This window comes from Leifsonia sp. NCR5 (assembly GCF_002105485.1).
Classification (GTDB): Bacteria; Actinomycetota; Actinomycetes; order Actinomycetales; family Microbacteriaceae; genus Leifsonia.
In genome coordinates this window covers 130,423-150,963 of record NZ_NCSR01000002.1, presented here as the reverse complement: position 1 = coordinate 150,963, position 20,541 = coordinate 130,423, and the positions used below count along the sequence as shown (strand labels likewise).

General features: G+C 68.6%; 18 protein-coding genes. 10 read left to right on the top strand and 8 right to left on the bottom strand.

All coding sequences use genetic code 11. From position 1 onward, the window contains the following. Window positions 1–177 precede the first annotated feature (177 nt). A complete protein-coding gene (locus B7438_RS02745; RefSeq protein WP_026307201.1) occupies window positions 178–471 on the top strand; it encodes a DUF4193 domain-containing protein in 294 nt (97 codons plus the stop codon). Window positions 472–481: 10 nt separating this feature from the next. Here B7438_RS02745 and B7438_RS02740 read toward each other — a convergent pair whose 3' ends face one another. Beyond that, complete coding sequence (locus B7438_RS02740; protein WP_085367821.1) at window positions 482–928, bottom strand: DUF3093 domain-containing protein; 447 nt, start codon at window positions 926–928, stop codon at window positions 482–484. Window positions 929–966: 38 nt separating this feature from the next. Here B7438_RS02740 and dut point away from each other — a divergent pair, with 38 nt between their 5' ends. The 5 genes from dut to acnA all read left to right on the top strand — a co-directional run bounded on the left by dut (window position 967) and on the right by acnA (window position 8,170). Then, the gene (dut, locus tag B7438_RS02735) at window positions 967–1,425 is read left to right on the top strand and encodes a dUTP diphosphatase (protein WP_085367819.1); all 459 of its coding nucleotides are present in this window, start codon (window positions 967–969) and stop codon (window positions 1,423–1,425) included. Beyond that, window positions 1,422–2,048 carry a DUF3710 domain-containing protein gene (locus B7438_RS02730; protein WP_085367818.1) on the top strand — a complete coding sequence of 209 codons (627 nt, stop codon included), beginning with the start codon at window positions 1,422–1,424 and terminating at the stop codon, window positions 2,046–2,048. The genes dut and B7438_RS02730 overlap by 4 nt, the downstream gene beginning before the upstream one ends. Before the next feature lie 10 nt (window positions 2,049–2,058). Further along, window positions 2,059–2,832 (top strand): DUF3159 domain-containing protein, encoded by a 774-nt coding sequence (locus B7438_RS02725; protein WP_085367816.1) that lies wholly within the window; start codon window positions 2,059–2,061, stop codon window positions 2,830–2,832. Between the two features lie 3 nt (window positions 2,833–2,835). Then, window positions 2,836–5,211: an HAD-IC family P-type ATPase gene (locus B7438_RS02720; RefSeq protein WP_085367813.1), complete on the top strand. Its 2,376-nt coding sequence runs from the start codon at window positions 2,836–2,838 to the stop codon at window positions 5,209–5,211. Between the two features lie 145 nt (window positions 5,212–5,356). After that, entirely contained in the window at window positions 5,357–8,170 is a 2,814-nt protein-coding gene (acnA, locus tag B7438_RS02715; protein ID WP_085367811.1) for an aconitate hydratase AcnA, read from the top strand. Window positions 8,171–8,237: 67 nt separating this feature from the next. Here the strand turns inward: acnA and B7438_RS02710 are convergent, their stop codons facing one another. Then, a complete protein-coding gene (locus B7438_RS02710) occupies window positions 8,238–8,918 on the bottom strand; it encodes an SDR family NAD(P)-dependent oxidoreductase (RefSeq protein WP_085367809.1) in 681 nt (226 codons plus the stop codon). A gap of 85 nt (window positions 8,919–9,003) precedes the next feature. On the opposite strand from B7438_RS02710, the gene B7438_RS02705 reads away from it, so the two are divergent. Continuing rightward, window positions 9,004–9,447 (top strand): helix-turn-helix domain-containing protein, encoded by a 444-nt coding sequence (locus B7438_RS02705; RefSeq protein ID WP_085367807.1) that lies wholly within the window; start codon window positions 9,004–9,006, stop codon window positions 9,445–9,447. On the opposite strand, the gene B7438_RS02700 is transcribed toward B7438_RS02705, so the two are convergent. Continuing rightward, on the bottom strand, window positions 9,410–10,099 hold the full coding sequence (locus tag B7438_RS02700) for a DsbA family oxidoreductase (protein WP_143465552.1): 690 nt from the start codon (window positions 10,097–10,099) through the stop codon (window positions 9,410–9,412). The two genes, B7438_RS02705 and B7438_RS02700, sit on opposite strands and share 38 nt — an antisense overlap. 135 nt (window positions 10,100–10,234) lie before the next feature. Between B7438_RS02700 and dxs the strand changes: the two genes are divergently transcribed. Further along, entirely contained in the window at window positions 10,235–12,172 is a 1,938-nt protein-coding gene (dxs, locus tag B7438_RS02695; RefSeq protein WP_085367804.1) for a 1-deoxy-D-xylulose-5-phosphate synthase, read from the top strand. Window positions 12,173–12,216: 44 nt separating this feature from the next. Here the strand turns inward: dxs and B7438_RS02690 are convergent, their stop codons facing one another. Beyond that, window positions 12,217–12,753, bottom strand: coding sequence for a dihydrofolate reductase family protein (locus tag B7438_RS02690; protein ID WP_085367802.1), 537 nt, complete (start codon window positions 12,751–12,753; stop codon window positions 12,217–12,219). A 72-nt stretch (window positions 12,754–12,825) separates the two neighbouring features. On the opposite strand from B7438_RS02690, the gene B7438_RS02685 reads away from it, so the two are divergent. After that, complete coding sequence (locus B7438_RS02685) at window positions 12,826–13,206, top strand: MerR family transcriptional regulator (protein ID WP_085367800.1); 381 nt, start codon at window positions 12,826–12,828, stop codon at window positions 13,204–13,206. Continuing rightward, window positions 13,203–14,180, top strand: coding sequence for an aldo/keto reductase (locus B7438_RS02680; RefSeq protein WP_085367799.1), 978 nt, complete (start codon window positions 13,203–13,205; stop codon window positions 14,178–14,180). The genes B7438_RS02685 and B7438_RS02680 overlap by 4 nt, the downstream gene beginning before the upstream one ends. 73 nt (window positions 14,181–14,253) lie before the next feature. Here B7438_RS02680 and B7438_RS02675 read toward each other — a convergent pair whose 3' ends face one another. From B7438_RS02675 to B7438_RS02660, 4 genes are read right to left on the bottom strand one after another with little or no spacing between them, the layout of a single operon-like run. After that, on the bottom strand, window positions 14,254–17,241 hold the full coding sequence (locus B7438_RS02675; RefSeq protein WP_218775127.1) for a glycoside hydrolase family 2 TIM barrel-domain containing protein: 2,988 nt from the start codon (window positions 17,239–17,241) through the stop codon (window positions 14,254–14,256). A 2-nt stretch (window positions 17,242–17,243) separates the two neighbouring features. After that, window positions 17,244–18,182 (bottom strand): carbohydrate ABC transporter permease, encoded by a 939-nt coding sequence (locus B7438_RS02670; protein ID WP_085367798.1) that lies wholly within the window; start codon window positions 18,180–18,182, stop codon window positions 17,244–17,246. Continuing rightward, window positions 18,179–19,120 carry a carbohydrate ABC transporter permease gene (locus B7438_RS02665; protein WP_085367797.1) on the bottom strand — a complete coding sequence of 314 codons (942 nt, stop codon included), beginning with the start codon at window positions 19,118–19,120 and terminating at the stop codon, window positions 18,179–18,181. The genes B7438_RS02670 and B7438_RS02665 overlap by 4 nt, the downstream gene beginning before the upstream one ends. Further along, entirely contained in the window at window positions 19,117–20,466 is a 1,350-nt protein-coding gene (locus B7438_RS02660) for an extracellular solute-binding protein (RefSeq protein WP_085367796.1), read from the bottom strand. The genes B7438_RS02665 and B7438_RS02660 overlap by 4 nt, the downstream gene beginning before the upstream one ends. Window positions 20,467–20,541 lie beyond the last annotated feature (75 nt).

The following is a 20,541-nucleotide window of genomic DNA, read 5'->3' as shown; positions in this document are numbered from 1 at the left end:
CGGCCCAGGATGCCACGGGAAGTGCCTGATTCCGGGGAATAACCGTGGCGTGCCGGAAGTTGAAAACCGAGCAATAGCCGAGAGGCACCCGAGTGGTTTGCTATTCGCACCCCGATGATGCAAACTATGGCCGCCGATTGCGAAGAATCGGCCGTTAAGTACGAGAAGTGGATGGGCATGGCAACGGATTACGACGCACCGCGAAAGACCGAAGACGACTCCGAGTCGATCGAGGCCCTCAAGGAGCGAGTCCCGGACAAGATGTCCGGAGTTGTCGACGTCGAGGACGCGGACAACCCTGGTGGTTACGAGCTTCCCGGAGCCGACCTGTCGGACCTCGACCTGGACGTCGTGGTGCTCCCGCCGCAGGCGGACGAGTTCACCTGCGTGAACTGCTTCCTGGTGAAGCACCGTTCGCAGATCGATCACGAGACGAAGCTCGGACCGATCTGCGTGGAGTGCGCCGCCTAGCAGCGATCGCTCACGACGCGAGTCGAGCCTCACCGAGAACCCGGACCAGCTGGTCCGGGTTTCTTGTTGAGATCAGCCAGTACGGCGCGGGGTCGTTGGCGTCGAGCACCGGGATCTTGACCACGGGCTTCACCCAGCCGCGGATGAGCATCCAGGCGCGCGCATCCAGCAGGCGGCCGCGCTGCAGCGACGCGTCCTCCCCGGTGTACGCCGTCGGCTCCCCGACGAATTCGAGTGGGATGCTGGCACGCCCGGCGATCAGCTCGGTGCTGGTGACCCTGACGGGCGCGGCGGAGGCCATGATCATCCCGACGATCGCCAGGTAGAACACGATCGCCAGGACGATGCCCACGATCATGTTGATCGGCGCGAACACGAGGATGGTCGCGGGAATCACGAGGGCGGTCGAGATGTAGAGCCACGGGGCGGGCCAGAGGCGCTCACGGTACAGGTCCATGCTCCTATTCGATCAGACTTCTGCACTACCCTCGACACGTGACCGATACCGTTGACGTTCCGATCATCGCGAACACCCTCCCTGTCTACGCCCACCCCGGCGACGCCGGCGCCGATCTGTGCGCGGCGGAGGCCGTCACGCTCGCGCCCGGACAGCGGCACACGGTGCCGACGGGCGTCTCCATCGCCCTCCCGGAGGGGTTCGCAGCGTTCGTGGTCCCGCGCAGCGGCCTCGCGGCGAAGCACGGCATCACCATCGTGAACGCGCCGGGCACCGTGGACGCCGGATACCGCGGCGAAATCCGGGTGACCGTACTGAACACCGACAGTTCGATGCCGTACGATATCGCCGTCGGCGACAGGATCGCCCAGCTGATCGTCATGCCGGTCACCAGGGCCGTCTTCCAGCCCGTCGACCGGCTGCCGGAGAGCCACCGCGGAACAGCGGGTTTCGGGTCGTCCGGCTACAGAACCACCCAGTCAGGAGAACACGCTTGAGCGACACCAACGACACCACCGGCGACAGCTGGGAGAAGTCGGCGCCGGAGGATCGCGCGACGGAGGGCCCGCTCGACGAGAGCGAAGCCAACCCCGTGCGTCCGTACGTCGACCTCGGCGGGGTCAAGATCCTCCCGCGCGAAGGCCTGCACCTCCGCCTCGAGGTCGAGGAGGAGACCCAGCGCGTCGTCGCCGTCGGACTGGACTACGCCAACTCCACGCTGCAGGTGCAGCCGTTCGCCGCGCCGCGGTCGAGCGGCCTGTGGCACGAGATCCGCGAGCAGATCACAGAGCAGGTGAACCGCCAGGGCGGCCGCACCTCCGAGCGCGACGGCGTGTTCGGGCCGGAGCTGGTCGCCGAGATCCCGGTCGCAGCTCCCGCCGGCGGTCCGGGAGAGACGCGCGTCGCACGCTTCGTCGGCGTCGACGGACCGCGCTGGTTCCTCCGCGGCGTGATCGCGGGAGATGCGGCCATCAAGCCGGACGCCGCAGCACTCGTCGAAGACCTCTTCCGCAGCATCGTTGTCGTCCGTGGCAACTCCCCGATGCCGCCGAGGGACCTCATCCCGCTCCGGATGCCGACCGCGCCGGAGTCCGGCCCGGACAGCTACACCTCCCTCTAGGCAGGACACCGTGACTGACCGCTCCGGCAGGGAGCACGACGACGAGCGCCCGTCCGGGCACCCGTCCGAGCAGGAGAATCCTGCTGCCGCGTCCATCGGCGAGTCCATCGCCCGCGCGGCGCAGAAGTCCGGCCTCGGGCAGCTGGCGGACAGCGACACCCCCACGGGCGTCGCGCTGCTCGGTGCGCTCGGCGGCTTCCGCGGCCTGGCCGAGACGATCATCCCGGGCCTCGTCTTCCTGATCCTGTTCACGTTCACCAAGGACGTGCCGCTGTCGATCGGATGCTCGGTGGCCGTCGCGGTGATCTTCACGGCGATCCGCATCATCGGCAAGACGCCCGTGACCCAGGCCATCGCCGGTCTCCTCGGCGTCGGCATCTCCGCCATCCTCGCCCTCATCACCGGGCGGGGAGAGGACAACTTCATCCTCGGGATCTGGACGAACGCCGTATACGGAGCGGCACTGCTGATCTCGATGCTCGTCCGCTGGCCACTGATCGGCCTGGCGGCCGGCTACCTGATGGGCGACGGGCTCGCCTGGCGCAGCGTCCGCAGCAAATTCCGGGTGATGCAGGCGCTCACCTTCTTCTGGTTCCTGCTGTTCGCCGCGCGGCTGCTCGTGCAGGTCCCGCTCTACCTCGCGCACACCGACGCGGCCACGAGCGCCCTCGCGCTCACCAAGCTGCTGATGGGGGTCCCGCTCTACGCGCCGCTCCTCCTGATCACCTGGTTCGTCGTGCGCGGACAGTTCCCGACTCCGCAGAAGAAGCCAGCAGAGGGGTAGGCCATGCTGGATGCGCGAACCAGGGAGGGGCTGACCAGCGCACAGGTCGCCGAACGTCACAGGGACGGTCGCGGCAACATCCAGCGCCAGCCGAGTTCGCGCTCCATCGGCGACATCCTGCGGGAGAACATCTTCACGCTGTTCAACGGCATCCTCACCGTGTGCTTCCTGGCGGTGATCGTGCTCGGCGACCTGCGCGACGGTTTCTTCTACGGCGTCGTCGTGGTCAACGCGCTGATCGGCATCGTGCAGGAAGTGCGGGCCAAGGTCGTCCTCGACCGTGCAGCACTGCTCGCCGCGCCGGAGAGCAGGGTGCGCAGGGACGGCGCCGTCGTCACCGTGCCGGTGGAGGGCGTCGTGCTCGACGACCTGCTCGTGCTGCGGCCGGGCGACCAGGTCCCCGCCGACGCCCGCGTGGTCGAGAGCACGGGCCTGTCGCTCGACGAGTCGATGCTGACGGGGGAGTCAGACCCCGTTTTCAAAGACGAGGACGCGCTGTTGCTGTCCGGATCGCTCGTCGCCTCCGGCACCGGATACGCGGTCGTCACCGCGGTGGGGGCCGACTCGTACGCGAGCAAGCTGACCAGCGAGATCCGCCGCCACTCGCTCGTGCACTCCGAACTGCGCGACGCGACCAACCGCATCCTGGTTTACCTGTCCTGGATCCTCGGCCCGGTCATCCTGATCACCCTCGTCGGCCGCGTCTTCGCATACGGAGGGTGGAGCGAGCTGTTCGTGGACGCCCGCTGGCGCCGGGCGCTGCTGGACGCGGTCGCCGCCGTGGTCGGGATGATCCCGGAAGGCCTCGTGCTGCTCACCAGCCTCGCCTTCGGGGTCGCCGCCATCCAGCTCGCCGCCCGCAAGGTGCTCGTGCAGGAGCTCGCGGCGGTGGAGGTCCTCGCCAGGGTGGATGTGCTGTGCCTCGACAAGACGGGAACGCTCACAACCGGGGAACTCGTCTTCGACAGGACGGAACCCGCCGGCCAGGACGTGCCGGAGGAGCTGGCCAGGATCGCGCTCGCCGCGTTCGGCGCCGACGACGCGGGCAACGCCACATCCGGCATCCTGTCGAGCGCGTTCCGCTCCGATCGCTTCCGGGTGCTGAAGCGGGTGCCGTTCTCGTCGGCCACCAAGTACAGCGGCCTGGTGATGACCGTCGACGGCGAGGAGTCGTCCTGGGTGCTGGGAGCCCCGGAGCGCGTGCTCGCCGCGCACCAGGACGAGCTCGCGAAGGCGAACGCCATCGCGGCCACCGGCCAGCGCACGCTCGCCCTGGCGCGCAGCGCAGAGCCGCTGCCACCCGGCTCGCACGTGTCGCTGGACGGCAGGGTCGTGCATCCCGCACTGCTCGTCGTGCTGAGCGAGACGGTACGGCCGGAAGCACGGCAGACCCTCTCATACTTCAGTGAGCAGGCGGTGCGCGTCGTCATCATGTCCGGCGACAACCCGGTCACCGTCGCCGCGATCGCCCGCACCCTCCACCTCGACGGAGAGGCAGTGGATGCGTCCACCCTCGCCGACGACGCGGCGCTCGCCGAGGCGCTCACCACCGCCAGCATCTTCGGCAGGGTGAGCCCGGAGCAGAAGCGCACGGCCGTCGGCCTGCTGCGCGAGCAGGGCAGGACCGTGGCGATGACGGGCGACGGCGTCAACGACGCGATGGCGATCAAGGACGCGAACCTCGGGATCGCGATGGGCAGCGCGACGGCGGCGACCAAGGCGGTGAGCAGGCTGGTGCTGCTCGACAACAGGTTCGACCGGCTGCCGGATGTGCTCGCCTTCGGCCGCAGGGTGATCGCGAACGTCGAACGGGTCTCCAACATCTTCCTGGCGAAGACGGTCTACGGCATCGTGCTCGCGCTGGTGAGCGCCGCCCTGCTGCTGCCGTTCCCGTTCCTCCCTCGCCAGCTGACGCTCGTCTCGACGCTCGCCATCGGCATCCCGTCGTTCTTCCTGGCGCTGTCGCCGAATGCGCGCATCTACACGCCGGGGGTGCTGCACCGCGTGCTCAGGTACTCCATCCCGACCGGGCTGATCGCCGGGGCGACGGCGATCGTGGCGTACCTGCCGCTGTACAGGAGCATCCCGCTGCGGGAGGCGAGGAGCGTGACCACCATCGCGCTGTTCTGCGTGTCGCTCTGGATCCTGTGCGTGCTGACCAGGCCGCTCAGCGGGCCGAGGCTCGCGCTGCTCGGCTCCGTGGCCGCCGCGATGGTGCTGGTCTGCGTGATCCCGTTCACGGCCGAGTTCTTCCAGATGCACGTGCCGCTGTCGTCCGAGCTGGTCTGGGGGATCGCGGTCGGGGCGGTGGGAGCGGCGGGAATCGAGCTGTTCTACCGGTTCGCCAAGCGGCGTGGCCTGGTCTTCGACCGCGTCTGACGCGTGGTAGATTTATCTTGACGTCAAGATATCTTTTTCAGCGGACGACTTAGGATTGCCTTGCTGGAAACACACTTCGACGGACAACCAAGATGGACATTCGAAGGCATGCGTCACCAGGCCTGCCGATGAAGGAGAGGGCAACGTGTCTGCGGTAAACAGCTTCGGTGCAAAAGACACCCTGACGGTCGGGTCGACCGACTACCAGGTATTCCGGATCGACAAGGTCGACGGATACAAGAGACTTCCGTTCAGCCTCAAGGTTCTCCTGGAGAACCTGCTGCGCACGGAGGACGGCGCGAACATCACCGCCGACCACATCCAGGCCCTCGCGGGCTGGGACCCGGCAGCGGAGCCGGACACCGAGATCCAGTTCACGCCGGCGCGCGTGATCATGCAGGACTTCACCGGCGTCCCCTGCATCGTCGACCTCGCCACCATGCGTGAGGCCGTCTCCGCGCTCGGCGGAGACCCCAAGAAGATCAACCCGCTCGCTCCGGCCGAGATGGTCATCGACCACTCGGTGATCGCCGACCTGTTCGGCACGGAGAACGCGCTGGAGCGCAACACCGACATCGAGTACGAGCGCAACGGGGAGCGCTACCAGTTCCTCCGCTGGGGCCAGACCGCGTTCGACGACTTCAAGGTCGTCCCGCCGGGAACCGGCATCGTGCACCAGGTCAACATCGAGTACCTGGCGCGCGTCACCATGACCCGCGAGGTCGGCGGCGAGCTCCTGGCGTACCCGGACACCTGCGTCGGCACGGACTCGCACACCACGATGGTCAACGGCCTCGGCGTGCTCGGCTGGGGCGTCGGCGGCATCGAGGCCGAGGCGGCCATGCTCGGCCAGCCCGTCTCCATGCTCATCCCCAAGGTGGTCGGCTTCAAGCTGACCGGCGCCATCCCGACCGGTGTGACCGCGACGGACGTGGTGCTCACCATCACGCAGATGCTGCGCAAGCACGGCGTCGTCGGCAAGTTCGTCGAGTTCTACGGAGCGGGCGTCGCCGAGGTCCCGCTGGCGAACCGCGCGACCATCGGAAACATGAGCCCGGAGTTCGGCTCGACCGCCGCCATGTTCCCGATCGACGACGTGACCCTCGACTACCTGCGCCTCACCGGCCGCAGCGAGGAGCAGATCAAGCTGGTCGAGGAGTACTCGAAGCTGCAGACGCTGTGGCACGACGCCTCCGTCGAGCCGGTCTTCAGCGAGTACCTCGAGCTCGACCTGTCGACGGTCGTCCCGTCGATTGCCGGACCGAAGCGCCCGCAGGACCGCATCGAGCTGAGCGGCGCCAAGGCGCAGTTCGAGAAGGACCTCGTCGACTACGCCGAGATCTCGCACGACATCGTCGACCTGACCATCTCGGAGTCGTTCCCCGCCTCCGACCCCGGCGAGCTGAGCCCGGAGGACTCGCGGAGCACCCACGAGCACCACCACCACAGCCACGCTCCCAAGGCCGCGTCCAACCCGACGCCGGTCACGCTGGCCGAGAACGGCGCGGAGTTCACGATCGACCACGGAGCGGTCGCCATCGCGGCGATCACCTCCTGCACGAACACGTCGAACCCGTCCGTCATGCTCGCGGCCGGCCTGCTCGCCCGCAACGCGGCCAAGAAGGGCCTGAAGGCCAAGCCGTGGGTCAAGACCACGCTGGCTCCCGGATCCAAGGTCGTCACCGACTACTACGAGAAGGCCGGTCTCACCAGCTACCTCGAGGAGCTGGGCTTCTACACGGTCGGCTACGGCTGCACCACCTGCATCGGAAACTCCGGCCCGCTGATCGACGAGATCTCGCAGGCGGTCAACGACAACGACCTCGCCGTCACGGCGGTCCTGTCGGGCAACCGCAACTTCGAGGGCCGCATCAACCCCGACGTGAAGATGAACTATCTGGCGAGCCCGCCGCTGGTCATCGCGTACGCGCTCGCCGGTTCGATGAACTTCGACTTCGAGGTGGATGCGCTCGGCACGGACGCGGACGGCAACGACGTGTTCCTCAAGGACATCTGGCCGGACGCCGCAGAGGTGCAGGAGACCATCGACTCGTCGATCAACGAGGGCATGTTCACCCACGAGTACGCGAGCGTGTTCGAGGGCGACGAACGCTGGAAGTCGCTGCCGACCCCGACCGGTTCGGTGTTCGAATGGGATGAGAAGTCCACGTACGTGCGGAAGCCCCCGTACTTCGACGGCATGACGCTGGAGACCACCCCGGTCACCGACATCGCCGGCGCTCGCGTCCTGGCGAAGCTCGGCGACTCCGTCACCACCGACCACATCAGCCCGGCCGGCAACATCAAGGCGGACAGCCCCGCCGGACGCTACCTCGACGAGCACGGCATCGAGCGCAAGGACTTCAACTCCTACGGCTCGCGCCGAGGCAACCACGAGGTGATGATCCGTGGAACGTTCGCGAACATCCGCCTGAAGAACCAGCTGCTCGACGGCGTCGAGGGTGGATACACCCGCGACTTCACGCAGGAGGGCGGCCCGCAGTCGTTCATCTACGACGCGTCGCAGAACTACCAGGCGCAGGGCACCCCGCTGGTCATCTTCGGCGGCAAGGAGTACGGCTCCGGTTCGTCCCGCGACTGGGCGGCGAAGGGCACCAGCCTCCTCGGCGTCCGCGCGGTCATCACGGAGAGCTTCGAGCGCATCCACCGGTCGAACCTGATCGGGATGGGCGTCGTACCGCTGCAGTTCCCCGCTGGAGAGAGCTGGGCGTCGCTCGGCCTCGACGGCACCGAGATCGTCTCGATCTCCGGGCTCGAGGAGCTGAACCAGGGCACGACGCCGAAGACGGTCCACGTCGTCGCGGAGCCGAGTGCAGACTCGCCCGCCGGCAAGCAGACCATCGAGTTCGACGCCGTGGTGCGCATCGACACCCCGGGTGAGGCGGACTACTACCGCAACGGCGGCATCCTGCAGTACGTGCTGCGGAGCCTCGTCTAGGCGGTGCAGCAGTGAAGGGCCGGTGACCGAATGGTCACCGGCCCTTTTCGTTCGGGTGGTCGCGCGATTACGCGGCGGCGTACGGCAGCTCCGCCCCGTCGCGGGTGGTGTGGAGGTTCCAGTAGTGCTGGGCGATGGTGTCCGGCTGGGTCTCCGGGCCGCCGGATCCGATCCAGGCGAAGATCGGCACGTGGGCGACGTAGACGCCGGTTCCGGCAGTGGCCCGGTGGAGAGTGAGTGCGTAGGTGCGCAGGGCGCCAGATCCGATGGCGGTGGCGGCGAAGTCGGCGTGTCCGGCCAGCGGGTCCATGGACGATCCTCCCGTCGTGTAGAGGATGGTCCCCGCGCCGCGCTCGATCATGCCGGGGAGAACCTGCTCTGTCGCCGCGATACCGCCGTAGAGGTAGTAGTCGAGCTGCGGCTGGATGCTGTCGCGGTCGGCTTCGAGGGCGATCGCGTTCCGCAGCCCGGGCACGGGGTTGTGCGGGGCGGGCGAATACTCGAGCACGTCGACGGGGCCGAAGCGCTCCGTGATGCGGCCGAAGGCTGCGGCGACGGAGGCGGGGTCCATGACGTCGGCGGCGAAGCCGGCCGCGTCGATACCGGCGGCGGTCAGCTGGGCGGCGAGGTCGTCGAGCTTCGCTTGCGTGCGGGAGACGAGGGCCACGGAGAAGCCCTGGCTTCCGAAGACCCTGGCGATGGACAGTCCGAGACCGGATCCGGCTCCGACGATGGCGATGGTGGGCATTTCTGGTTCCTTTCGATGGCTTACATACTTGTGGTGCGGCAGCAGACTGGATGTACTGCATGCGTTCGCGGAGGAGGACAGTGGGATGGCACGAGCAAGGACGATCAGCGGGCCCTGTCAGGCCTGGCCGGAGGAGAGCGCCTTCATCCGTGAGGTGCTCGACCGGATCGGGGAGAAGTGGACGGTCCTGATCATCAGCACGCTGGGCTCCGGTCCGCTGCGATACTCCGATCTGCAGGCGAGCATCCCGGGCATCTCGCAGCGGATGCTCACGGTGACGTTGAAGGCTCTGGAACGCGATGGGCTCCTCACCCGCACGGCATACGCCGAGGTCCCGCCGCGGGTCGAGTACGAGCTGACACCCCTGGGCCGGTCACTGCTGGAGGCCGTGATGACCCTCGCCGGCTGGGCGGCCACCCACCACGAGGACGTGGCCGCCAGCCGCCGCGCGCACGAGCTGACCGGCGTCGGCAGGGAGAAGTCCGCCAGGCCTAGCCCGATGCGGCCGGTGCCTGCACGCTCGCGGTGAGCTGGTCGAGAGCCTGACCGTAGACGGCGACGGACTGAGCGCCCGACGCCGCGATCCGGCGGCCGAAGACCGTGAACGGCACCCCCTGGGCGCCCAGCGCGGCGCCCTCGGAGACGTCGGCCACGACATCGTCGGCGAACTCGTCGCCGGCGAGGACCTCACGCACGCGGTCGCCGTCGAGGCCGAGGGAGCGCGCGACTTCGACGACAGTGTCCGCGTCGTACGGGTCGATCTCGCCGGAGAAGAACCGGTCCTGGAGCTGGGAGAAGAACTCGAGCCCCCGGCCGGACTGCTCGGCGAAGTGCATCACGCGGTGCAGGGCGAACGTGTTGGCGTTCTTCCTGTCGAGGTCGAACCCCAGGCCTTCGCGGTTCGCGATGCCCTGGATGCGCTCCTCCGCCTGGAGGACGGCCGATGGGTCGCCTCCGTGCGTGCGCATGAACGCAGCGGCGATGGGCTCCGGCTCCTTCGGCGCGTCCGGGTTCAGTTCGAACGAGCGGATCTTCAGCTGGAATCGTCCCGCATCCGGCCTGGCGTCGATCGCGCGCTGGAGCCGATGCTTGCCGACGTAGCACCAGGGACACCCGAGGTCCGCCCAGACCTCGACGACGATCTGGTCCTGTTCGGCCGTGCTGTTCTGTTCCACACTCATCACCTCACGATTGGTTCGTAACGTCATTCTGAGTGTGTTCGGCGAGGCGTACAAAAGGCACATCGACGTGCGTGCGATGGGGTGGATCTGGCGATTCCGAGCGACCTTCGATTTGCACGCGCCTAGACTCGAACCATGAGCATCCTCGAGACCATCCACGGTCCCCGCGATCTCGACAGGCTCTCGGAAGAGGAGCTCGTCCAGTTGGCGGTGGAGATCCGCGCGTTCCTCGTTGCGAACGTCGCGAAGACGGGCGGTCACCTCGGGCCGAACCTCGGAGTCGTCGAGTCGACCATCGCGATCCACCGGGTCTTCGACTCACCGCGCGACGCCATCGTCTTCGACACCGGACACCAGTCGTACGTGCACAAGCTGCTCACCGGGCGGCAGGACTTCTCCCAGCTGCGCCAGCGCGGCGGGCTCGCCGGATACCCACAGCGGTCCGAGTCCGAGCACGACATCGTCGAGAGTTCCCACGCCTCCAGCTCGCTGTCGTGGGCGGACGGCATCTCGCGCGCGTTCTCGATGACCGGCCAGGACGACAGGCACGTCATTGCGATGGTGGGCGACGGCGCCCTCACCGGCGGTATGACCTGGGAGGCGCTGAACAACATCAGCGACGACAACACCCGCAGACTCATCATCGTCGTCAACGACAATGGCCGCTCGTACGCGCCGACCATCGGCGGCATGGCCCGCTTCCTCAACACCGTGCGCACCCGCCGCAGCTACCGCAACCTCTACCTGTCGAGCCGCAAGGCGTTCGACAAGCTGGGCGGACCCGGCCAGTCGTTCTACCGCGGCATCCGCGGGGGACTGCACGGCTTCCTCAGCAGGTTCTCGAACAACGAGGCGCTCTACTCCAACCTCGACATCAAGTACATCGGGCCGATCCACGGCCACGACATCGAGGCGATGGAGGAGGCGCTGCGCCAGGCGAAGAACTACGGCGCCCCGGTCATCGTCCACGCCATCACGCAGAAGGGCCGCGGCTACGAGCCCGCGCTCCGGGATGCGGCCGACCAGTTCCACGCGGTCGGCCAGATCGACCCGGAGACCGGCGAGCCGATCGAGAGCTCGAGCAAGCCGTCCTGGACCAGCGTGTTCTCCGACGAGATCGTGCGGCTGGCCGAGAAGGACGAGAAGATCGTCGGCATCACCGCGGCGATGCTGCGCCCGACCGGGCTGCACAAGTTCGCCGAGCGCTTCCCGGAGCGGGTGCACGACGTCGGCATCGCCGAGCAGCACGCCGCGACGAGCGCGGCCGGCCTCGCGTTCGGGGGACTGCATCCCGTCGTCGCCATCTACGCCACGTTCATCAACCGCGCCTTCGACCAGGTGCTCATGGATGTCGCCCTGCACAAGGCGGGCGTGACGTTCGTGCTCGACCGGGCGGGCGTCACGGGACCGGACGGCCCGAGCCACCACGGCATCTGGGACCTCGCGATCCTGCAGGTGGTGCCCGGCATCCGGCTCGCCGCCCCGCGCGACGGCGCCCGCTTCCGCGAGGAGCTGGCCGAGGCCGTCGCCGTGCAGGACGCTCCGACGGTCCTGCGCTTCCCAAAGGGTTCGGTCGGGGCGGACATCGACGCCGTCCGGCGCACCGACGACGGCGTGGATGTGCTGCACGAGTCCGACCGCAAGGACGTGCTGATCGTGACCGTCGGCCCAATGGCCGACCTGGGGCTCAAGGTGGCGGACGGCCTGGCCGCGCAGGGCATCGGGGCGACCGTCGTCGACCCGCGCTGGGTGGTCCCGGTGGCCACGAGCATCCTGGACCTGGCGGCGGAGCACCGCATCGTGGTGACCATCGAGGACGGGATCCGCGTGGGCGGCATCGGCACGCGCGTGCGGCAGAGCCTGCGCGAGGCGGGCATCGACACCGCGGTCGACGAGCTGGGCCTGCCGGACGAGTTCATCGACCACGCGACGCGCGAGCAGATCCTCGACGACGCCGGGCTCACCGCGCAGAAGATCGCCCGCGACCTGGTCGCGCAGGTACTCGGCAGCCGCATCCCGATCGCTCGCCCGCTGCCCGCGGACGAACTGAGCGAGCGGCACCTCGACGCGTAGCGGCGGTAGAGGCAGAGCCGCGTAGCGGCGCCGCTTAACTACTGTCAGCCGACGCGGTACACGTGCTCCACCGCGCCGCTCGGGAACGCCGTGGTGCCGACGAGCGCCAGCGGGCTGCTCGCCTGGGTGACGGGCAGCAGCGGCTTACCAGAGCCGACGAGCACCGGCACGTAGGTGATGTGCAGTTCGTCGAGCAGGCCGGCGTCGGCGAACTGCGCGGCGATCTGCCCGCCGCCGACCACCCATACGTCGCGGTCGCCCGACGCTTCGCGCAGTTCGGCATCCAGTGCGGCGAGGTCGCCCTCGAAGAAGGTGATGTCCGCGCCGGCGATCGGCGGAAGCACGCGGTGCGTGACCACCCAGGTGGGGAGGCCGGCGTACGGCCATTCCGTGGTGTCGTCGGCAAGCAGGAACTCGTAGGTGGCCGCTCCCATCACGATGGCTCCGATGCCGGAGATGAAGCGCTGATAGTGCTCGTCGAACTCCTCGAACCCGAACTGCAGGAGCCAGTCGATCCTGTCGTCGGTGTCTGCGATGAATCCGTCGATGGAGGACGCGACGTAGTACTTCGTGAGAGCCATGCTGTGAAGCTAGCAGGAGCATCCGACAGTGGAATTGACTTGAAGTGCACTCGAAGTCTTATCGTGGCAACCATGACCGATACAGCGACGGAACTCTCGATCTCCGAGGTCGCGGAGCGCACGGGCCTGACGACCCACACGCTCCGCTACTACGAGCGGGAGGGACTGATGCTCGCGCCTGTCGGGCGCGCGTCGTCCACGCACCGCCGGTACACCGAGGCCGACGTCAACTGGGTCGTGTTCCTCACCAAGCTGCGCCTCACCGCCATGCCGATCGCCCGGATGCGCGAGTACACCGAGCTCGCACGTCGCGGCGACGACACCACCGCCGAGCGGCTGGAACTGCTGCTCGTGCACCGGATGAACGTGTCCAGGCAGCTGGAGGAGGTCACGGCCAGTCTCGCCGCCATCGACCACAAGATCGGTCTCTATCAGGAGAAGGTAACCGCATGAAGAAGATCACACTGGGCACGCAGAAGCTCGAAGTCTCGCGTCTCGGACTCGGCTGCATGGGCATGTCCGCGTTCTACACCGGCGCAGGAGACGACGACGCCGGCTCGATCCGCACCATCCACCGCGCCATCGACCTCGGGGTGACGTTCTTCGACACCGCAGAGATCTACGGCCCGTACGCCAACGAGGAACTGCTCGCCCGGGCGTTCGCCGGCAAGCGCGAACAGGTGGTCATCGCCACCAAGTTCGGCACGATCCTGCACAGGACCAACGACGAGCGCGGTCTGGACGGGTCGCCGGAGAACGTGCGTCTCTCGGTCGAGGGGTCGCTGCGCCGCCTGCAGACCGACCACATCGACCTCTACTACCAGCACAGGATGGACCCGGACACACCCATCGAGGACACGGTCGGGGCGCTCGCCGAGCTGATCGACGAGGGCAAGATCGGGCACTACGGCCTCTCGGAGGCCGCACCGGAGACGATCCGTCGCGCCAACGCCGTGCACCCGGTGACGGCGATCCAGACCGAGTACTCGCTCTGGTCGCGCGACCCGGAGGCCGAGATCCTGCCGACGGTCCGCGAGCTCGGCATCGGGTTCGTGCCGTATTCGCCGCTCGGCCGCGGCTTCCTCACCGGCACGATCCGCACGCTCGACGAGCTGGCGCCTGACGACTTCCGCCGCTTCAACCCGCGGTTCGAGGGCGACAACCTGGAGGCGAACATCCGGATCGTCGAGCAGGTGGATGCTGTGGCCCGCGAGGTCGGGGCGACTCCCGGCCAGGTGGCGCTCGCCTGGCTGCTGGCCCAGGGCGACGACATCGCCCCCATCCCCGGCACCCGCCGCGTGGAGAACCTGGAGCAGAACGTCGCCGCCGACCAGCTGGAGTTGTCGCCGGAGCAGCTGGAACGCCTCGCCGCCGTCGCTCCCGCGGTGGGGGACCGGTATGCGGACATGACGCCGCTCAACCGCTAGCGGGCACCCTCACGACCGAGGCCCCGGATCCCAGCGCGCGATCCGGGGCCTCGGTCGTTCTCGGCGGGCCGGCTCAGCCGAACCGCAGCGTGATCGTCCTCGCCTGCGGGCGCAGCGCGTGCTCGGCGGCGACGTCCGGCCCGCAGGCCCGCGAGCCGAGCCCGTGCTGGGCGGCGTCGACGAACAGGTGGGTCGTCGCGCTGCGCGGCAGCTCGTGCGGGTGACCGGCCGCATCCACCTGCTGCGGCGTGTGCCTGCTGAGGCTGAAGCCGGGGCGGCGGCCTGCCGTATCCGGCACCAGCGTGATGCGCAGGGCGTCCGCACCGTCCGTTCCGAGCGTGAGGGTGCGCACGTCGGCCCGGTGGCCCGTCTCCTGCGGGCGGGCGTACGCGACGTTCAGCTCGTCCACGGTCGCGCCGTATCGACCGACCTGCGCGGCCGTCATGCTGTCCGGGTACGCCTCGAGCGGGCCGCGGCCGAACCACTCGGCGCGGTCGACCGGCGCGTCGCCGTCCGGCAGGTCGAAGCGCAGGCCGATGCGCGGCCAGACGGTGTCCCAGCCGGTGGACGGCACGATCTCGGTGCGCAGAGTGAGCGTGCCGTCGGCGTCGAGCGTCCAGAGCGCATCCACCCACACGGCTGCTGGCGAGTTGGCGGCGGACACGCGCGTGCGCACCAGGAGGGCGTCTTCAGCGTGCTCGATGGAGACGATCCTGTGCGTCAGCCGGTCGAGCCCCGCCGCCCGCCAGAGCGCAGCACTCGACACCCCGGGGACGCTCGCGTCGTCCTCGCCGGGCTCCGCACGGGATGCGCCTTCGTCGTTGTCCGTCGGGGCGCGCCACAGTTCCAGGCGCGGACCGGCCACCTCGCGCCCGTTCAGGCGCACCAGGGCTCCGTCCTCGAACTCGGCCGGGCCGAGCGTCAGCCGTGCGGGAACCCCGGCGACGAGAGCCGGTGCCACGGGACGCGCGCCGACGCTCGGGATGCGAGCGCTCCTGTCCACCTGACCGCTCGCGACCACGTGCCCGGCCTCCGACCACGGCGTCGCGGCCTGCAACACGGCGTCGATGGTCAGCCAGGTCTCCGCGTCGTCGGCGACCTCCACCGCCGGCAGCGGCACCGTCACGGACTCCCCGGCCGCCAGCGCATCCACCGGCAGCTCGCCGCGCGCCACCCGGCGCCCGTTGTGCTCGACCCGCCAGCGGAACGACAGGTCGGAGGTGTCTGCCGTGTGGCGCAGGTTGGTGAGCGTCACCGTCCCGTCTCCGACCTCGAAGCGGATCGGCTGCACGACCGCCTTGTACTCGGCGAGGCCGGGCGTCGGGGTGTCGTCGCTCAGGATCATCCCGTCCATCACGAAGTTGCCGTCGTGCACCACCTCGCCGAAGTCCCCGCCGTACGCGTAGAACGGGGTTCCGTCGTCCGTCTCGGTCAGGATGCCGTGGTCGCGCCACTCCCAGACGAAGCCGCCGTGCAGGCGAGGATGCTCGTGCACCAGCCGCTCGTACGCATCCAGTGCCCCCGGGCCGTTGCCCATCGCGTGGGCGTACTCGCAGAGCAGGAACGGCTTCGTCCGCTGTCGGGCGCCCTGGCCGGGCGTTGTGCCGAGCAGGGGGTAGCGGGACCCGTCCGTGCCGATCTCCGCCGTCTCGCGCACGGAGGAGTACATGCGCGAGTACACGTCGGTGTACTCCCCGGTGTAGTCGCCCTCATAGTGCACGGGACGCCCGGGATCGCGGTCGTGCACCCAGGCGGCGTTGGCCGCCAGGTTCGCGCCGGTGCCCGACTCGTTGCCGAGGGACCAGATGACGATGCTCGGATGGTTCTTGTCGCGTTCGACCGTTCGCCGGATGCGGTCGAGGTATGCGTCGCGCCAGCGCGGGTCGTCGCTCGGGTTGCCGACCCAGCCGCCGTGCTCGGCACCGGATGCCTCGAAGCCATGGGTCTCCAGGTCGCACTCGTCGATCACCCAGAAGCCGAGCTCGTCGGCGAGGTCGAGCAGACGGGGGTGCGGCGGGTAGTGGCTGGTGCGGATGGCGTTGACGTTGTACCGCTTCATCCTGGCCAGGTCGGCGCGGGCGTGCTCCTCGTCGAACACCCGGCCGCGCACCGGATGCGTCTCGTGCCGGTTCATGCCGTGGAAGACCACGCGGCGGCCGTTCACGAGGAAGCGGTCCCCGACGATCCTGACCGTGCGGAAACCGGTGCGCAGCGCGATCGACTCCGCCGCGTTCGACACGGTGACGTCGTAGAGGCGCGGCGTCTCCGCCGTCCACGGTTCGACCGCATCCAGGGTCAGCGTCGTGACGTCCGCCGCGCTCCGCCAGGTCTGCTCCAGCCCCAGCTCCGGGATGCGCACGGTCACCGGGTACGCGGACGCCGCCGCGGTCAACTCCACGTCCAGGGTGCCGGCGCCGTCGAGGAACCCGGTGCGCAGCCACACGTCGTCGATCCCGCCGGCCGGGCGCGCGAGCAGGGTGACGTCGCGGAAGATGCCGGGCAGCCACCACTGGTCCTGGTCCTCCAGATAGCTGGCGGCCGACCACTGGTGCACCCGCACCACGATCACGTTCTCTCCGGGACGCACGACGCCGGTCACGTCGAACTCCTGCGCCAGCCGCGATCCCGTGCCGATGCCGACCTCTTCGCCGTTCAGCCAGACGCGGTAGAGCGACTCGACCCCGTCGAACCGCAGCAGCACCCGCTCCGCCCCGTCGAAGTCGTCGGGCAGGGTGAAGCGCCGCCGGTGGTCGCCGGTCGGGTTTTCGTCGGGGACATGCGGAGGGTCGATCGGGAACGGATACTGCACGTTCGTGTAGATCGGTCGTCCGTATGCGCCGTCTCCGTGCAGCACCCAGTGCGAGGGGACGGGGAGCTGCGCCCATCCGGAGTCGTCGTAGTCGGTCGCCGCGACGTCGTCCTGCACGGCGGCGGTGGGGGAGAGCCGGAACGCCCAGTCGCCGTTCAGCGAGAGCGACGGCGCGTCGGTGTGCAGCCAGGACCGCGGGGCGCTTCGTGCGCCGCGTCCGGGCGCGGTGTCGGACAGGTAGGCGGGTGTCAGCACTACTTCACTGCTCCTTCGGTGAGACCGCCGCGCCAGAACCGCTGCAGCACGATCATGGCGATGGCGAGGGGGATGATCGACAGCAGCACGCCGCCGGTGGTCAGCTCGTAGAACTCGGGCAGCCGGTCGGTCTGGCTGCGCCAGTTGTTCAGGCCGAGGGTGATCGGGTAGAGCGTGTTGTCGGAGAGCATCACGAGCGGCAGGAAGTAGTTGTTCCAGATGCCGACCAGTTGGAACAGGAACACGGTCACCAGCGCGGGCACCATGATCCTGAGCCCGACCGTGTGGAAGATGCGCAGCTCTCCCGCGCCGTCGATCCTGGCCGCCTCGATGAGGGCCGTGTCGACCGTCGCGTCTGCGTAGATCCGGCAGAGGAACAGGCCGAACGGTGAGACGAGCGAGGGCAGCAGCACCGACCAGTACGTGTTCGCCATGCCGAGCTGGCTGAACAGGAGGAACAGCGGAAGCGCCGTCGCCGTGCCGGGCACGAGCACCCCGCCGAGCACCAGCCCGAAGATCAGGCCGCGCCCGCGGAAGACGTACTTCGACAGCGCGTACCCTCCCGCGGCGGCGAAGTACGTCGCGAGCACGGCGCCCACTCCGGCGTAGAGGACGGAGTTCGCGAACCAGCGCACGAAGATGCCGCCGTCGTAGCTGAGCACCTCCCCGAGGTTGTGCCAGAGCGCGAAGGTCGGCGCGAACCAGAAGCCGTTGGTGGCGAAGAGGTCCTGCGTGGTCTTCGTGGACGCGACGATCACCCAGTAGACCGGCACGAGGAAGTAGACGGCGACGACGACCAGGATGCCCGTGACCAGGATGCGCATCCCCGGCCGGCGTCCCGCGGAGCGGTCCGGTCCCGTGCCGTGCGCCTTCTGCGCGGTGATCGACGAGGTGCCCGGTGCGGCGACGCTGCCGGTCGGGGTCTCTGTGGCGGTCATTTCGCCCTCCTGGTGGTCGATGCGAGGGTGGGCTGCGATGCGCGGCCGGGCTTCGGCTCGCGGCTGCTCGTGAGGCGGAGGAACGCGAACGACAGCAGGAACGCGACCAGCGCGATGAGCACCGCCTGCGCTGCGGCGACGTTGTAGTCGTTGTACGCGAACGCCGTGGTGTACGCGCTGAGGTTGGGCGTGTACTCGCTGTCGATCGCGGGGGAGACCGTCTGCAGCACCTGCGGCTCGGCGAAGAGCTGCAGGGTGCCGATGATCGAGAACACCGTGGTCAGCATCAGCGCCGGCTTGATCAGCGGCAACTGGATGCTCGTGGCCACCCGCCACGGGCTCGCGCCGTCCACCTTCGCCGCCTCGTACACCTCGGTCGGGATCGACTTCAGCTGCGCGATGATGATCATCATGTTGTAGCCGGTGTACGTCCAGGTGACGATGTTCGCGATCGACCAGAGCACCGTGTCCGGTCCGAGGAAATCGACCTGGAGCCCGAACGCACCGGCCAGATCGACCAGCGGGCTGAGTCCAGGCACGTACAGGAACGACCACAGGATGGTCGCCACGACCCCCGGGATGCCGTACGGCAGGAAGTACACCGCCCGGAACATCCCTGGCCAGCGCGCCGACGCCGACTCCAGCAGCAGGGCGAGCACCGTGCAGAGCGCGATCATGAACGTGACCTGCACGACGCCGAACAGCAGCATCCGGCCGATGGAGGCGATGAAGTTCGGGTTCGACAGAGCCTGCGCGTAGTTGGCGAACCAGGCGAACTCGCTCGTCACGCCCTTCTCGCCGAACACGCCCTGCCTGGTCACCTTGGTGAAGCTGCTGCCGACCGCGACGACGATCGGCAGGATGAACGTGAGCAGGAACAGCGCGAGGAACGGCGCGAGCAGCACCCACGGCGCCCACGCGGTGCGGACGCCCTTCACGAGTTCACCTTCTCGATGCTGAGCCCCTTGTTGCGGAACGCGGTGATGATGTTCTTCTCGCTCTGCGCGATCGCATCCACGAGGGACAGCCCTGACGCCTTCTTCCGGAAGCCGTCGGCGAGGATGTTGAACGACTGCTGCGTGATCGGCCACCACGACCAGTCCTGGTTCTGCTGGCGGGAGGCGGGGAGGAAGACCTCCTCGTTGTAGTTCTGTCCTCCGAAGAACTTCGACGGCTTCTGCCTGCTCGCCCCGATGTAGTCGGCGGACGGCGACCAGCCGATGCCGCTGTTGGCGATCATCGCGTCGATGCCCTCGTGGCTCGTGGTCATCCACACGGCGAACTCGAGCGCCTCCTTGGGATGCTTGCTGTTCGCGAGCACCGCGGCGGTCGACCCTCCGAGGTAGCTGGACCCGTAGCCGACCGCGTCGCCGGAGCCCCAGCGGGCCATCGGCGCGACCCGCCACTTGCCCTCCCCGCCGGAGACGCCTTCGAGGAGCGCGTCGCCCCAGCTCGCGCTGGTCAGCCCGGCGATGGTGTTCGAGGCGGCGGCGGCGAACCACGGCGTCGTGTACGCGCCGTATGCGGTCTGGATGACGCCGTCGTCGATCGCCGTGTCGAAGAAGCGGGCGGCGGTGAGCGTCGCGTCGTCGGTCATGTCGATGGTCCAGCGGTCGCCGTCGACGGCGAACCAGGATGCGCCGGCCTGCCCGGCGACCGCGGCGAACCAGGACGGGTCCGCGTAGTTGAAGGTGTCGATCCAGGAGCCGGCCTTGCGGAGTTCCGCTCCGGTGCGCATCCACTCGTCCCAGGTGGCGGGGGCGGAGGCGCCGATCTTCTCGAACAGGTCTGGACGGTAGTAGAAGGCCATCGGCCCGGAGTCCTGCGGGATGGCGTAGACGCCGTCCACGTAGCTGACCTGCTTCCACAGCGTGGGGTCGTAGCGGTTGGCGTAGTCGTTCGCGCCGTACCTGGCCAGGTCGACCAGCCCGTTGACGAGCATGAACTCCGGAACGGAGCGCAGCTCCACCTGGGCGAGGTCTGGACCGCCTCCCGCGGCCAGCGCCGAGTACAGCTTCTGGTATCCGCCCGAGTTGCCGCCGGGGATCCAGACGGCCTCGACCTGCACATCCGGATGCGTGGCGTTCCACACGTCCGCGACCCTCTGCAGGTCTTTCAGCCAGGCCCAGTACGTGAGCGTGATCTTCTCGCCGGCCGCTGCCGGCTGCACGAGCGGCCTGCTGTTGACCGAAGTGGTGCCGGGGGTGCTGCACCCGGCGAGAAGGGCCGTGGCTCCCGCCGCGGCTCCGAGGGTGAGGAGACTTCGTCGTGTGAGTTGCGTCATGTCCTTCACTTCGTCGTGAGTGGAAACGTGTATGCCGACCATATACAAAACTAGCTCGGGTGACCTAATTTGGTT